Raw genomic sequence first — 13,919 nt, forward strand, 5'->3', positions numbered from 1 at the left:
GGGCCCGAGCAGTACGTGGCTCATCTGTAATATGCCGATGATAATAGACCTTTGCCCGGTTGGGAACCTTCGGCTGCAGGTCTGTCGGCAATTTGCTGTTCACTATGACTCTGTGAAAATCAAAAAGTTTACGCGGCGAGCAACTCTTTCGCGTTTGCCAGGGTGTTACGAGTGACTTCACTACCGCCCAGCAGTCGGGCCAGTTCCTGCAAACGAGCGCGTTTATCCAGAGGGTGCATATGCGTCTCGGTCATTTCACCGTCGGTTTCCTTGCAGACGAAGAAATGGTGATGTCCGCAACCGGCAACCTGCGGTAAGTGGGTAACGCACATCACCTGGGTTGATTCACCCAATTGACGCAGCAGCTTACCGACGACCGCCGCCGTAGGGCCGCTGATGCCGACGTCCACTTCATCGAAAATCAGCGCCGGAGTTTCCATCTTACGCGCGGTGATGACCTGAATCGCCAGCGCAATACGAGACAGCTCGCCGCCGGAGGCAACTTTAGCAATCGGCTGCAGCGGTTGACCCGGGTTAGTGGTGACGCGGAATTCGATATGGTCTGCGCCTTCAGCCGTAAGATGGCGCTCATCAAACGCGACATCAATGGAGAACACCCCATGCGGCATCGAAAGTGAGTGCATACTCTCCGTAATGAGCTGAGTCAGCTCATCGGCGCTATTTTGGCGTAAGGCATGCAGCTGTTTCGCTGTATCCAGCGCCAGCTGATGATGCTCCACAACCCTCTGGCTGAGTGATTCCAGAGAACCCGCGCTATCATCCAGCATACGCTGTTCTTCCAGCAGTGACTGGTAAAGGTCAGGAAGCTCTTCGGGCGTAATTTGATGCTTCCGCGCGAGGGCAATTTGCCGGGAGATACGCTGTTCCAGCTCAAACAGGCGGTTCGGATCGAGATCGAGTCGGTCATGATAATGGCGCAGTTCGTCCGTGGCTTCGCTAAGCTGAATAGACGCTTCTTCGAGCATATCGAGTACCCCGGAGAGCTTACTGTCCATACCAACCAGCTCGCTGACCAGCTGCTTCGCGGCGTAGAGTTGGCTTTGCAGGTTGGATTCTTCGCCGTCTGCCAGCACCGTCAGCGCATGCTGGCAGGTAGTCAGCAGCTGACCGCTGTTAGCAAGGCGTTTGTACTCTTCATCAATTTGCTCAAATTCGCCCGCCAGCGGGTTGAACTCATTTAGCTCTTTTAATTGATATTGCAGCAGGTCTGCACGCGCTGCGCGCTCCTGGCTTTGCTGCTGATGCTGCGCCAGATCGCGACAGCTTTTATGCCACTGACGATAGCGCTCTGCCATGAGCTGAGTAAGCGCATACTCACCGGTATAGCCATCAAGCAGCGTTTTCTGGTGTTCGGGTTTAGTCAGTAACTGGTGGGCATGTTGGCCGTGGATCTGGATTAGCAGCTGACCGAGCTCACGAAGCTGGGATAAAGGGACTGCCGTACCGTTAATAAACCCGCGAGAACGGCCGTCTGCGCTGATGACGCGACGAAGTAAACACTCACGCCCGCTTTCAAGCTGGTTCTGTTCCAGCCAGCGCTGCGCGGCAGGCGTGTCCTTCAGGGAGAAACGGGCGCACAAATCAGCCCGGCTGGCGCCTCTGCGCACCATGTCGGCTTCCGCCCGACCACCGAGGCACAGCCCCAGCGCGTCGATAGCGATCGATTTACCGGCGCCGGTCTCGCCGGTAATGGCGGTCATCCCGCTGTGAAAATCGATTTCCAGCTCACGAACGATAGCAAAATGACTGATAGTGAGTTGTGCCAACATAGCTGCCTTCCTGTATGAAAAACCATTACTGTGTTTTCGTACAGTATAATATGGTTTTTTATCCAGTAAAGGGGCTGGCTATAAAATCAGAACAATTTTTTCGACCAGCCAAGCTTGGTGCTTAATGTATTGAAATAGCTGTAATCTTTTGGATGAATGAGATTGAGGTGATAGTCACAGCGGCGGATCAGCACATCTTCACCATCCTGAATCGGCAGCGCTATCTGGCTATCGCAGCTAATCTCGAGGTCGCTACAGCGTTGAGAAAAGCGCAGGCGAATCGTGCTGTCACCGTTGATCACCAGCGGGCGTGCCGACAGCGTATGCGGGAACATGGGGACCAGAGTGATAGCATCCAGCGAAGGCGTGAGGATCGGCCCGCCGGCGGAGAGGGAATAAGCCGTGGAGCCGGTTGGCGTGGAGATAATCAGGCCATCGGAGCGCTGAGAGAAAGCAAACACCTCATCAATGTAGACTTCAAACTCGATCATATGCGCCACTTTGCCAGGGTGCAGGACGACTTCGTTAATCGCCGTGCTGATGCGCTTCTGGCAATCCTGCTGACATACCTGCGCTTCCAGCAGGAAGCGTTTTTCGGCGATATAGTGGCCTTCGAGGACATCGGCGAGCTGCTGTAGCGCGTTATCCGGGTCGAGGTCGGTCAGAAAACCGAGGTTACCGCGGTTAATCCCAATAACGTTAATGTCGTAGCGGGCCAGCGTCCGCGCTGCGCCGAGCATATTGCCATCACCGCCCACCACGACGGCCAGGTCTGCCTGCTGGCCGATTTCCGCCAGCGTCCCGGTCTTCACATTGCTGAGCTGCAGTTCATGAGCAATTTGCTGCTCAACCAGCACTTCATAACCTTTGCCGGACAGCCAGCGCCAGAGCATTTCATGTGTGGTCAGCGCGGTTGGGTGACGAGGGTGTCCCACAATGCCTATACACTTGAAGTGGTTCTTCATGATCTGGATGTCCTTGCGTTAAATGAATAGTGACAATCTGGCTGCGTTCCCTTGAAACCAGGAAACTGATCCCCATAATAAGCGAAGTTAGCGAGATGAATGCGAAAAAAAACGCGGAGAAATTCATGAGTAGTAAAGAACAGAAAACGCCTGAGGGGCAAGCCCCGGAAGAAATTATCACGGAGCAGCACGACGACGTTGAGGCGGTAGAGCCTGAGGTTTCGGCTGAGCAGGTGGATCCGCGCGATGAAAAAATTGCGAATCTGGAAGCTCAGCTTGCTGAAGCGCAGAAGCGCGAACGTGAAGTATTGCTGCGTGCGAAAGCCGATGAAGATAACCTGCGCCGCCGCACCGAGCTGGATATCGAAAAAGCGCATAAGTTTGCGCTGGAGAAGTTCGTTAACGAGCTGCTGCCGGTCATCGACAGCCTGGATCGCGCGCTGGAAGTCGCTGATAAAGCTAACCCGGATATGGCGCCGATGGTTGAAGGCATCGAACTGACGCTGAAGTCCATGCTCGACGTGGTGCGCAAGTTCGGCGTGGAAGTGATTGGCGATACTAACGTGCCGCTGGATCCGAACGTACATCAGGCCATTGCGATGGTTGAGTCTGAAGACGTTGCGGCAGGTAACGTTCTGGGCGTGATGCAAAAGGGTTATACCCTGAACGGCCGTACTATTCGCGCGGCGATGGTCACCGTGGCGAAAGCGAAGTAAATAAGCGAAACGGCTACCGCGAGGTAGCCGTTTTTCTATTCCCCTCAGCCAGGTCCCAGGGTTGCTATGACTCGGCCACGCTTTCGCGAATGGGTTTTACCGGCATCACTTTCACCCTTTTAATCATATTCTCCTGAACATCAAGAATATCAATGTCATACTGTTCGATGCGTACGCGGGTGCCCGGGGCGGGGATCTCTTCAAGTGCTTCCAGGATAATACCGTTAATGGTTCGCGCTTCATCTTCCGGCAGATGCCAGTTAAAAGCCTTGTTGATTTCACGTACGTTGGCGGTACCGTCGATAATCACTGAACCATCGTTAAGCGGCGTCACCTCTTCAGCAAGCGTAGGCGACATTGACGTCGTAAAATCGCCAACGATCTCTTCGAGGATATCCTCAACCGTGACCAGACCCTGAATGTCTCCATATTCATCAACAACCAGGCCCACTTTCTTCTTATTGCGCTGGAATTTCACCAGTTGCGTACTGAGCGGCGTACCTTCCGGCACGAAGTAAATTTCATCGGCGGCGCGCAGCATGACTTCTTTCGTGAACTCTTTTTTCTCCGTCATCAGGCGATAAGCTTCGCGAACCCGCAGCATGCTGATGGCATCGTCCAGCGTGTCGCGGTACAGCACAATGCGTCCGTGCGGAGAGTGGGTCAGCTGGCGGACAATGGATTTCCAGTCATCGTTAATATTGATACCGACAATATCGTTGCGCGGGACCATGATGTCGTCAACGCTGACTTTCTCGAGGTCCAGAACGGAGAGCAGCATGTCCTGATTGCGGCGGGAGATTTGCGAGCGTGATTCATTAACGATAGTGCGCAGTTCATCCTTGCTTAAGGCCCCGCTCACGACGATATCGGTTTTTATACCCATCATGCGCATCAGAATGCGAGTAATGGTGTTGAGCAACCACACCAGCGGCATCATCAGGATTTGCAGCGGCGCGAGCAGCAGGCTGCTGGGATAGGCGACCTTTTCCGGGTAGAGCGCGGCAATGGTTTTTGGCAGCACTTCGGCAAACACCAGCACCACAAACGTCAGGACGCCGGTGGCAATGGCGACGCCGGCATCCCCGTACAGGCGCATACCGACAATGGTGCCCAGCGCCGAGGCAAGAATGTTGACGAGGTTATTGCCAATAAGGACCAGACTAATGAGACGGTCAGGTTTGCGCAGCAGCTTTTCGACACGTTTTGCCTGACGATTGCCCTGCTTGGCCATATGACGCAGGCGATAGCGGTTCAGCGTCATCATGCCGGTTTCAGAACCGGAGAAATAGGCGGAGATGACCACCATGACGATCAGCGTCACGATCAGCGTGGTGGTGGAGATATGTTCCACTTGGGATTCCTTAAAGACTTAGCTCATGAACTGTTGCAATACGCGGCTACCAAAGTAGGCCAGCGTCAGCAGCCCCGCGCCAGTCACGTTAAACCAGACGACCCGGCGTCCGCGCCACCCTTCATGATAGTGGCCCCAAAGCAGGACGATATAAACGAACCACGCAACGATAGACAGCACTGCTTTATCAATGTTTTCCGCACTAAATAGGTTGTGCATGTAAAACAGCCCGGTACACAGCGTCAGGGTTAACAGAACCACGCCTATCTGGGTGATATGAAACATTTTACGTTCAATGCTCATCAGCGGCGGCATTTCGCTACTGAAGGTCAACTTTTTATTCTTCAGCTGATAGTCAATCCACGCCAGCTGCAGCGCGTAAAGCGCAGCGATAATCAGCGTAGCATAAGAGAAGAGCGACAGGCCGATATGGACCAGCATCCCCGGCGTGGTTTCCAGATGCGTGATGTACTCGTTCGGCATAAAGGTAGCGAACGCGAGGTTGATTAAGGCGAAGGTGTAGACAATGGGTAGCAATAGCCAGCCGCGATTACGCGAGGCGACGATGGTCATCACCGTACAGATCATCAGGCTGACCAGCGATCCCACGTTTAATAGACTGAGATTTTGCCCGCTTTCGCCGCCGGGAAAAATGCGTGACTCCAGCGCGAAGGCGTGACAAATCAACGCAATAGTTGCGGAAAGAATCGCCATCCGCCGCCAGCTGCTGTTTTTTTGCAGCAGGCCAGGGACGATCAGCGCGAGGCTGATGGAGTAGGCGACAAGGGCGAGTAGAGCAAAAACAGGCATAGGGGTGTCGACTGTTGACTAAATAGTAAAGAGAAGCAGTATAGCGTCACGCGACTCTGGCTCCAACCGTTGCAGCACATTCGCGTTTATGTCGTGTTATACTGCGCCCATTCCGTTTTTGTGTCGCTGCGGCGACCGACAGTTTCCACCTCAGGCGAGAGACAATGTTTGATAATTTAACCGATCGTTTGTCGCGTACGCTGCGCAACATTAGCGGCCGCGGACGCCTTACTGAAGACAATATTAAAGATACCCTGCGCGAAGTGCGTATGGCGCTGCTGGAGGCGGACGTTGCTCTGCCTGTGGTACGTGATTTCATCAACCGTGTAAAAGAAAGCGCGGTAGGTCATGAAGTCAACAAAAGCCTGACCCCGGGCCAGGAGTTCGTCAAAATCGTGCGCAACGAACTGGTTGCCGCGATGGGCGAAGAGAACCAGGCGCTGGATTTAGCGGCGCAGCCGCCAGCCGTGGTGCTGATGGCCGGTTTGCAGGGGGCGGGTAAAACCACCAGCGTCGCTAAGCTGGGTAAATTCCTGCGTGAAAAGCACAAGAAGAAAGTCCTTGTCGTTTCCGCTGACGTCTATCGCCCTGCGGCGATCAAACAGCTGGAAACGCTGGCCGAGCAGGTTAGCGTTGATTTCTTCCCGTCTGACGTGGGTCAGAAGCCGGTTGATATCGTTAATGCCGCGCTGAAAGAAGCGAAGCTCAAATTCTACGACGTGCTGCTGGTGGATACCGCCGGTCGTCTGCACGTTGATGAAGCGATGATGGATGAGATTAAGCAGGTCCATGCGTCTCTCAATCCAGTAGAAACCCTGTTTGTTGTCGATGCGATGACCGGCCAGGATGCGGCGAACACGGCGAAGGCCTTTAACGAAGCCCTGCCGCTGACCGGGGTCGTGCTGACCAAAGTGGACGGCGACGCCCGCGGCGGTGCGGCGCTGTCGATTCGTCATATCACCGGCAAGCCGATTAAGTTCCTCGGCGTTGGCGAGAAAACCGAAGCGCTGGAGCCGTTCCATCCGGATCGTATCGCTTCCCGTATTCTCGGCATGGGCGACGTCCTGTCGTTGATCGAAGATATCGAAAGTAAGGTCGACCGCGCGCAGGCTGAAAAGCTGGCCTCTAAGCTGAAAAAAGGCGACGGTTTTGACCTGACCGATTTCCTTGAACAGCTGCGGCAGATGAAAAACATGGGCGGTATGGCCAGCCTGATGGGCAAGCTGCCGGGCATGGGGCAGATACCGGACAACGTTAAATCGCAGATGGATGATAAAGTTCTGGTGCGTATGGAAGCCATCATCAACTCGATGACGCTGAAAGAGCGCGCTAAACCGGAAATTATTAAAGGTTCGCGCAAACGCCGCATCGCCGCAGGCTGCGGAATGCAGGTGCAGGATGTGAACCGTCTGCTCAAGCAGTTTGACGATATGCAGCGCATGATGAAGAAGATGAAGTCGAAAGGCGGCATGATGAAGATGATGCGCGGAATGAAAGGAATGATGCCGCCAGGGTTCCCCGGAGGCCGATAGGCTGGTCGCCATTTCTGCCGGGGCGCGCTTCTTTTCTGACACATGGTTGGCGCATTCTGGCTATGACTTATACTCCGGTACCCAATTTAAGGGTACCGGAGTCGCCCTTCCACAGCAGAGTTTATAACTGCTGATTGCAATTTCCCCAGAAATCAGTAAAATTTTCGGGCTTTTAATATGACACCGGGCTCCGTTCCTCGATGGGGCCCGGTGTTTTATTCACACAAGAGGATGTTATGGTTACTATTCGTTTAGCACGTCACGGCGCGAAAAAGCGTCCGTTCTACCAGGTTGTTGTTACCGACAGCCGTAATGCACGCAACGGTCGCTTCATTGAGCGCGTTGGTTTCTTCAACCCGATCGCTTCTGCGACCGAAGAAGGAACTCGTCTGGATCTGGATCGTATCGCTCACTGGGTTGGCCTGGGCGCTACTGTTTCCGATCGCGTAGCTGCGCTGATCAAAGCCGCTAACAAAGCAGCTTAATCTGTCACGGTGGTCATGATGAGCAAGCAACACACCGCACAAGCACCTGTTGAACCGATTGTATTGGGCAAGATGGGTTCTTCCTACGGTATCCGTGGTTGGCTCAGAGTGTTTTCCTCCACCGAAGACGCCGAAAGCATTTTTGACTATCAGCCCTGGTTTATCCAGAAGGCGGGTCAGTGGCAGGTTGTTGAGCTGGAAAGCTGGCGCCACCACAATCAGGATATCGTCATTAAGCTGAAAGGCATTGACGATCGCGATGCAGCGAATCTGTTGACTAATTGCGAAATTGTCGTGGATTCATCGCAGCTGCCTGCGCTTGAAGAGGGTGACTACTACTGGAAAGACCTGATGGGCTGCCAGGTAGTGACCACGGAAGGCTATAGCCTCGGCAAAGTCATCGACATGATGGAAACCGGGTCTAATGACGTTCTCGTCATCAAGGCAAACCTGAAAGATGCATTTGGTATCAAGGAGCGGCTGGTTCCGTTCCTCGATGGGCAGGTTATCAAGAAAGTCGATCTCGCTACTCGTACCATCGAAGTAGACTGGGATCCTGGTTTTTAAATTCTCCGAATAAACGGTAAAAAACGGCACTATGGGGATTGGCTTGTGTTTATAGGTATCGTTAGCCTGTTTCCTGAAATGTTCCGCGCAATTACCGATTACGGGGTAACTGGCCGGGCAGTAAAAAATGGCCTGCTGAGCATCCAGAGCTGGAGTCCTCGCGATTTCGCTCATGACCGGCACCGTACCGTGGACGATCGTCCTTACGGCGGCGGACCGGGGATGTTAATGATGGTGCAACCTTTACGGGATGCCATTCATGCAGCAAAAGCCGCGGCAGGTGAAGGCGCAAAGGTGATTTATCTTTCACCTCAGGGACGCAAGCTTGATCAAGCGGGCGTCAGCGAACTGGCAACAAATCAGAAGCTGATTTTGGTGTGCGGTCGCTATGAAGGCGTAGATGAGCGCGTAATTCAGACCGAGATTGATGAAGAATGGTCAATTGGCGATTACGTTCTCAGCGGTGGTGAGCTACCGGCAATGACGCTGATTGACTCCGTTTCCCGGTTTATTCCGGGGGTGCTGGGCCATGAAGCTTCAGCAATCGAAGATTCGTTTGCTGAAGGATTGCTGGATTGCCCGCACTATACGCGTCCTGAAGTGTTAGAAGGTATGGAAGTACCGCCGGTATTGCTGTCGGGAAACCATGCTGAGATACGTCGCTGGCGTCTGAAGCAGTCGCTGGGCCGTACCTGGCTTAGAAGACCTGAACTTTTGGAAAACCTGGCTCTGACTGAAGAGCAAGCAAGGTTGCTGGCAGAGTTCAAAAAGGAACTCGCGCAACAGCAACATAAACATGATGGGATGGCGTAAGCCCCCAATATCAGTTTACCCAGGATAAGAGATTAAATTATGAGCAACATTATTAAGCAACTTGAACAAGAACAGATGAAGCAGGACGTACCTTCCTTCCGTCCGGGTGATACCGTGGAAGTGAAAGTATGGGTTGTTGAAGGTTCCAAAAAACGTCTGCAGGCATTCGAGGGCGTGGTTATCGCTATTCGTAACCGCGGTCTGCACTCTGCATTCACTGTTCGCAAAATTTCCAACGGCGAAGGCGTTGAGCGTGTCTTCCAGACTCACTCTCCGGTAGTTGACAGCATTTCTGTCAAACGTCGTGGTGCTGTGCGTAAAGCTAAACTGTACTACCTGCGTGAGCGTACCGGTAAGTCTGCTCGTATCAAAGAGCGTCTTAACTAAGATTCGCTTTCGCGACATCCTGAATGAGAGGGCTGGCCTGATGGGCTGGCCCTTTTTTTATCTTTATTTTAACCATTCCATTGCGAATCATTTACAATACGCCCCTCATGGGGAGGGACGGTGGTCAGCAATATTTTTCATCACTCAGCATTACAACGGCGGGCCGTATGGCTGGCGCTGTTTGCGATCCTGCTGATCGTGGTGGCGCCGTTGATCTCCATCTCCCTGCAAAAAGATCCGATGAATGGCATGCACCACGCAATGATGGGGATGCCGGAAGGTATGCCATCACATCAGATGTCCATGACGTATACCGATGCCTCGATGCCGGAACACGCGCACAGCGTGCCGCTCGATCATGCTGAAGCCTGTGGCTACTGCGTACTGTTAGCTCATGTTCCGGGACTGATTTTCGCGCTGGTGCTGCTGCTCAGCCTGATGCTTCGACGCCAGCGAGCCCCGGTTTCCCGCCCGGAGAGGAAACGCTGGCATGACTTTACCTGGCTTTATCCCCACACCCGCGCGCCACCGCGTCCGTCTGCTTTCTCCCTTACATAAAAAATAATGTGCGCACTGCGCAACGTTCTCTTTTGCTTTAAAAAAGGAAAAGTATGACTACCTGCACCTCGCGCGCGGCATGGCTGAACCTGCTGCGTCGTCTTCATTTCTATATCGGATTGTTTATCGGGCCGTTTATTTTTGTGGCGGCCCTGACCGGTACGCTATATGTCGCCACCCCTCAGCTGGAAAACTGGCTCTATCGTGATGCTCTGTACGGTACGTTGACTGGAGAAAAACAGCCGCTAAGCGCGCAAATTACCGTAGCGACGGAGGCCATTCAGGGAAACCTCCGCCTGCATGCGGTTCGGCCGGGGATAGTGGCTGGCGATACGACCCGAGTGATGTTTATTGACCCGACCCTTGGCGAGTCGGAAACGCGGGCAATTTTTGTCGATCCGGTGACGCTACGGGTGACAGGCGATATGCCGGTTTACGGCACCAGCGGTATTTTGCCCCTGCGTCAGTGGATTGATTATGCCCATCGCTCTTTGCTGCTGGGTAACTTCGGCCGACTGTACAGCGAGCTGGCAGCCTCCTGGATGTGGGTTGCCGCTCTGGGCGGGATCGCGCTGTGGTCGATGACCCGGCCGCGTCGTCGCATAAATAACAGCGTGCAGAATAACCGCCGCCTGCACGTTTCTCTCGGCTGGGTGCTGCTGGTCGGTATGTTGTTATTCTCTGCGACCGGTTTAACCTGGTCGCAATGGGCCGGTAGTCACGTCGATAGGATGCGTGCCGCCTTTGGCTGGCTGACGCCGCAGGTGAATACCCAGCTGGAAAGTGCCGCTCCGGCCGCTCACGATCCGCATGCCGAACATCATGTGGGACATGGAGCGATGGGGGAGATGACGGCGCAGTTGCGCGTAGAGGATTTTGACCCGGTTCTGCTGGCTGCCCGCGCGGCGGGGCTGGATGCCGGCAAGCTGGAGATTCGACCGCCGTCGGGTGCCGGGCGCGCGTGGACGGTAAATGAAATCGACAGAAGCTGGCCAACCCGGGTTGATGCTGTCGCGATCGATGGTGCAACGATGCAAATCGTGGACCGCACTCATTTTTCCGACTTTCCGCTCATGGCTAAGCTGACCCGCTGGGGCGTTGATTTCCATATGGGAATTTTGTTCGGTCTTGCTAACCAGCTACTGCTTATCGCGTTCGGAACCGCACTCTGCGTGATGATAGCGGTGGGGTACCGGCTGTGGTGGATCCGTCGCCCGGCGCGCGCGGCGTTTAACCCGGCCAATACGTTGATACAGGCGTGGTTTGGCTTAGCGTGGCCCGCTCGTTTGCTGACTGCCGTTATTGCGGTGTTGTTGGGCCTGGCGCTGCCGCTCATGGGGAGCAGTCTCGCGCTATGTCTCGCCGTTGATTATCTGCGCTGGCGCTCAGCAACGGCGGTGATAGCGGCTAAACCAGTCGAATAGGTGTTTAAGGCGTGCTGATAACCACCGTGACGCGGCGGTTTTCAGCGCGCCCTTTCGCGGTATCGTTGCTGGCTATAGGATACTTTTTCCCGAGTCCGCGAGTGGTCAAGTTTGCGCGCGGAATATTCGCCCCTTCGGCCCAGGCATCCGCCACGCTGTTAGCCCGCTTAAGCGATAGCATTTCGTTGTAGCTGTCTTCGCCGTAATTATCAGTATGACCTTCAAGGCGACTATGGGTAATACCGGTACTCGCCAGACGTGAAGCCATTGTGCGAATTTGCTGTTTGCTTTCGGCACGCAGATGATAGTCGTTTTTATCAAACAGGATGGTATCAGATATTCCTAATAACCAGTCGCCGTTGGTTTCAGTAAAGCCATATGACTTCATTGCTGCAATTTGTTCTGCCGAGAATTTTCCTTGCGGAGCCTGGCAGCCGCTAAGAAAAAGTGCGGCCAGTAAAGCAGGAGCAAAATATTTTCCGATCATGGTGATTCCTTTTATTTTTGCGTTTGCTGTAAGCGCTGGTGTTTCATCCGATACATATTTTGATCGGCAAGCTCTTGCAGATTTTCCGCTGAGGTATGTTCCCAGGTTAAAGCGTAACCAATGCTCAGTGACAGGCTGGCGGTGTGGCCATTGTGTAGATTAAACGGTGGGATAAACTGTTCGGACAACGCGCTGCACAGTGCCCGAACTTCGGTTTCTGAATGAACATCCCGTAGCAGAACGGCAAATTCATCGCCGCCGAGACGCCATGCCTGATGCTGTTTACCGACAAAGGCCATCAGGCGGCTCGCGACCTCAATTAACACTTTATCGCCGGCTGCGTGGCCCCAGTTGTCGTTAATAAGCTTGAAGTTATCGCCATCAAGAAATAACAGCGCAGAATGACTTTGGGCGGTTTCATCCTTCATCAGATCATTAATGACATTCCGGAAAGCCGCTCTGTTAGCCAGCCCGGTTAGCGGGTCGTGTAATGAACTGCGCAGGAGCTGGGCGTTTTTAGCCTGAAGCTGCCGCTGCCAGTCCTCCATTTCACCCAGCAGGCTATTGAAGTCCTGGGCGAACAGGTGGAATTCTTCAATGCGCTCTTCGGGCACCCGGCGGGAGAAATGGCGATTTTCGCGGATGTCATGTACCACCTCGGTAATGCTCTGTAACGCTGCCACAATGCCGCGATGCAGCGAGTGGGTAAGGAGCAAGGCGATGCAGGAAGCCAGAAAAATGCTGCCGGTGAGCACAATAATAGAGATACCAAGAAAATAGCTTATCAATCTGTCCAGCGCGGTCAGACGGAGTTCACCGATAATTTTTCCCTGGTGCAGGATAGTTTGCACCGTGGGTTTCGGGAAGAGCCATTTGCTGATGACGTCGCTGATTTTATCCTGACTGACCAGACCATCGTTATGCCATGAGGCGAAGGGTCTTTGCCGGCCATCGACCAGAATTGCTTGAGAAAATTGCCCCTGTCTGCCCAGCGTGGCCAGCGTGTCTTCAGCCGCTGCGCTATCGCCAAAAACGAGCGCTGCTTCCAGGCTACGGCCCATGGTGGCGGCGGTAAGTTCCAGGTTTTTTTGGGCGTATTGCTTGAGTGTAAATATGGAAGCGGTGCAGAGTAACAGCCAGACCAGTGTCATAGAGATCACCACGCTTATCATGCTGATACGGCGCAGCGCTCTTTTAAATGTGGGGCGCGGGGCCTGAGAAAAATCCTTATTCATGTGATGTTTTCCGGGCAAGCATCAGCACCTCGGGATTAACCCGAACGCCGCTGTGCGTCAGTACATCCAGATTTACGGAAAATCTGACTCTCTCATTGTTGATGAGCAGGCAAAAAGCGCTGCCAATAGAGCAATCGGTGTTTTGTTCCGCAATAAGTAATAGGGGCCGGTTTCCATATTTGGCCGTAAATTCAGACTGTTGGGTCGGCGATTCACTGCCAAAATAAAAACCATCGCAGGTCGTCTGTAAGGCTTCTTGTGTATTACGAACAATCACGGGTTTATAAGGCAATATTTCCGGAGCGTCTTCGGCCAGGCTATGGATATATCGTGATGTTGAAAAAATACAGAGCCTTGGAGGACCGGATAATTGCGGCCAGCGAGTATAAGTCACGATCCCCGAAACGATTGTCCGAACATTTTCAGACGGTCCGGAGGCAACAGCAGAGATACCCACGAGTGATAGTACTAAAGTCAAAAAGAGACGGTGAAGAACAGTCATTACGGTTCCGTCAGATTGTCATAGCGTGGGGGATGCAGATTGCTGAAACCCGGGCGAAGAATAGCATTGTTGAGGAAAATCGTCATTAGCCAGCCTCGCCGCTTTGAGATAATTCTTACCAGGATTTTTCGTAAAAGAAATTCGTGGAAGCAGGGAAAAACTGGCGTTTAATGACTCACTGTAAATAATTTGATACGCATTGAGTGAAATGCAGCGCGATTTAACTTCCGTGTGTAAAGTAAAATTTACGTAATATGGATTGAAATCTTTACTCTGTGTGGTATCGTTACGTCA

At 53.3% G+C, this 13,919-nt stretch carries 15 protein-coding genes; 8 read left to right on the forward strand and 7 right to left on the reverse strand.

Annotated features, from left to right (window positions below):
• Window positions 1-128: 128 nt before the first annotated feature.
• Entirely contained in the window at window positions 129-1,790 is a 1,662-nt protein-coding gene (gene recN, locus CDA56_RS14060; RefSeq protein ID WP_032750923.1) for a DNA repair protein RecN, read from the reverse strand.
• 86 nt (window positions 1,791-1,876) lie between these two features.
• Window positions 1,877-2,755 (reverse strand): NAD(+) kinase, encoded by an 879-nt coding sequence (gene nadK, locus CDA56_RS14065; RefSeq protein WP_004123797.1) that lies wholly within the window; start codon window positions 2,753-2,755, stop codon window positions 1,877-1,879.
• 125 nt (window positions 2,756-2,880) lie between these two features.
• Here nadK and grpE point away from each other — a divergent pair, with 125 nt between their 5' ends.
• Window positions 2,881-3,471: a nucleotide exchange factor GrpE gene (gene grpE / locus CDA56_RS14070; protein ID WP_004853330.1), complete on the forward strand. Its 591-nt coding sequence runs from the start codon at window positions 2,881-2,883 to the stop codon at window positions 3,469-3,471.
• A gap of 64 nt (window positions 3,472-3,535) precedes the next feature.
• Here the strand turns inward: grpE and CDA56_RS14075 are convergent, their stop codons facing one another.
• Both CDA56_RS14075 and CDA56_RS14080 read right to left on the reverse strand, forming a co-directional pair.
• Window positions 3,536-4,825 (reverse strand): HlyC/CorC family transporter, encoded by a 1,290-nt coding sequence (locus tag CDA56_RS14075; RefSeq protein WP_014839241.1) that lies wholly within the window; start codon window positions 4,823-4,825, stop codon window positions 3,536-3,538.
• A gap of 18 nt (window positions 4,826-4,843) precedes the next feature.
• Window positions 4,844-5,635 carry a cytochrome C assembly family protein gene (locus CDA56_RS14080; RefSeq protein WP_004853326.1) on the reverse strand — a complete coding sequence of 264 codons (792 nt, stop codon included), beginning with the start codon at window positions 5,633-5,635 and terminating at the stop codon, window positions 4,844-4,846.
• Between the two features lie 164 nt (window positions 5,636-5,799).
• Between CDA56_RS14080 and ffh the strand changes: the two genes are divergently transcribed.
• The 7 genes from ffh (at window position 5,800) to CDA56_RS14115 (ending at window position 11,401) form a co-directional block, all read left to right on the forward strand.
• On the forward strand, window positions 5,800-7,167 hold the full coding sequence (gene ffh, locus CDA56_RS14085; RefSeq protein ID WP_004123779.1) for a signal recognition particle protein: 1,368 nt from the start codon (window positions 5,800-5,802) through the stop codon (window positions 7,165-7,167).
• Window positions 7,168-7,403: 236 nt separating this feature from the next.
• A complete protein-coding gene (rpsP, locus tag CDA56_RS14090) occupies window positions 7,404-7,652 on the forward strand; it encodes a 30S ribosomal protein S16 (protein ID WP_004123777.1) in 249 nt (82 codons plus the stop codon).
• Between the two features lie 18 nt (window positions 7,653-7,670).
• Complete coding sequence (gene rimM / locus CDA56_RS14095) at window positions 7,671-8,219, forward strand: ribosome maturation factor RimM (RefSeq protein WP_014226441.1); 549 nt, start codon at window positions 7,671-7,673, stop codon at window positions 8,217-8,219.
• A 45-nt stretch (window positions 8,220-8,264) separates the two neighbouring features.
• Complete coding sequence (gene trmD, locus CDA56_RS14100) at window positions 8,265-9,032, forward strand: tRNA (guanosine(37)-N1)-methyltransferase TrmD (RefSeq protein ID WP_004104636.1); 768 nt, start codon at window positions 8,265-8,267, stop codon at window positions 9,030-9,032.
• Between the two features lie 39 nt (window positions 9,033-9,071).
• The gene (rplS, locus tag CDA56_RS14105) at window positions 9,072-9,419 is read left to right on the forward strand and encodes a 50S ribosomal protein L19 (protein ID WP_004104634.1); all 348 of its coding nucleotides are present in this window, start codon (window positions 9,072-9,074) and stop codon (window positions 9,417-9,419) included.
• 120 nt (window positions 9,420-9,539) lie between these two features.
• The gene (locus CDA56_RS14110) at window positions 9,540-9,977 is read left to right on the forward strand and encodes a DUF2946 domain-containing protein (RefSeq protein ID WP_064358808.1); all 438 of its coding nucleotides are present in this window, start codon (window positions 9,540-9,542) and stop codon (window positions 9,975-9,977) included.
• Between the two features lie 53 nt (window positions 9,978-10,030).
• Entirely contained in the window at window positions 10,031-11,401 is a 1,371-nt protein-coding gene (locus tag CDA56_RS14115; protein WP_102803864.1) for a PepSY-associated TM helix domain-containing protein, read from the forward strand.
• 4 nt (window positions 11,402-11,405) lie between these two features.
• Here CDA56_RS14115 and CDA56_RS14120 read toward each other — a convergent pair whose 3' ends face one another.
• From CDA56_RS14120 to yfiR, 3 genes are read right to left on the reverse strand one after another with little or no spacing between them, the layout of a single operon-like run.
• Window positions 11,406-11,888, reverse strand: a complete 483-nt coding sequence (locus CDA56_RS14120) for an OmpA family protein (protein ID WP_014226437.1) — start codon at window positions 11,886-11,888, stop codon at window positions 11,406-11,408.
• Between the two features lie 11 nt (window positions 11,889-11,899).
• Window positions 11,900-13,123 carry a diguanylate cyclase DgcN/YfiN gene (dgcN, locus tag CDA56_RS14125; RefSeq protein ID WP_014839238.1) on the reverse strand — a complete coding sequence of 408 codons (1,224 nt, stop codon included), beginning with the start codon at window positions 13,121-13,123 and terminating at the stop codon, window positions 11,900-11,902.
• Window positions 13,116-13,625 carry a regulatory sequestration protein YfiR gene (gene yfiR / locus CDA56_RS14130; RefSeq protein ID WP_004853313.1) on the reverse strand — a complete coding sequence of 170 codons (510 nt, stop codon included), beginning with the start codon at window positions 13,623-13,625 and terminating at the stop codon, window positions 13,116-13,118. The genes dgcN and yfiR overlap by 8 nt, the downstream gene beginning before the upstream one ends.
• Between the last annotated feature and the right edge of the window lie 294 nt (window positions 13,626-13,919).

This window comes from Klebsiella michiganensis, assembly GCF_002925905.1.
Lineage (GTDB): Bacteria > Pseudomonadota > Gammaproteobacteria > Enterobacterales > Enterobacteriaceae > Klebsiella > Klebsiella michiganensis.

Coding starts and splice junctions, on each gene's coding strand:
- ffh (WP_004123779.1), top strand. CDS start 5,800: ATGTTTGATAATTTAACCGATCGTTTGTCGCGTACGCTGCGCAACATT.
- nadK (WP_004123797.1), bottom strand. CDS start 2,755: ATGAAGAACCACTTCAAGTGTATAGGCATTGTGGGACACCCTCGTCAC.
- dgcN (WP_014839238.1), bottom strand. CDS start 13,123: ATGAATAAGGATTTTTCTCAGGCCCCGCGCCCCACATTTAAAAGAGCG.
- CDA56_RS14115 (WP_102803864.1), top strand. CDS start 10,031: ATGACTACCTGCACCTCGCGCGCGGCATGGCTGAACCTGCTGCGTCGT.
- CDA56_RS14080 (WP_004853326.1), bottom strand. CDS start 5,635: ATGCCTGTTTTTGCTCTACTCGCCCTTGTCGCCTACTCCATCAGCCTC.
- yfiR (WP_004853313.1), bottom strand. CDS start 13,625: ATGACTGTTCTTCACCGTCTCTTTTTGACTTTAGTACTATCACTCGTG.
- CDA56_RS14120 (WP_014226437.1), bottom strand. CDS start 11,888: ATGATCGGAAAATATTTTGCTCCTGCTTTACTGGCCGCACTTTTTCTT.
- rpsP (WP_004123777.1), top strand. CDS start 7,404: ATGGTTACTATTCGTTTAGCACGTCACGGCGCGAAAAAGCGTCCGTTC.
- rimM (WP_014226441.1), top strand. CDS start 7,671: ATGAGCAAGCAACACACCGCACAAGCACCTGTTGAACCGATTGTATTG.
- rplS (WP_004104634.1), top strand. CDS start 9,072: ATGAGCAACATTATTAAGCAACTTGAACAAGAACAGATGAAGCAGGAC.
- grpE (WP_004853330.1), top strand. CDS start 2,881: ATGAGTAGTAAAGAACAGAAAACGCCTGAGGGGCAAGCCCCGGAAGAA.
- recN (WP_032750923.1), bottom strand. CDS start 1,790: ATGTTGGCACAACTCACTATCAGTCATTTTGCTATCGTTCGTGAGCTG.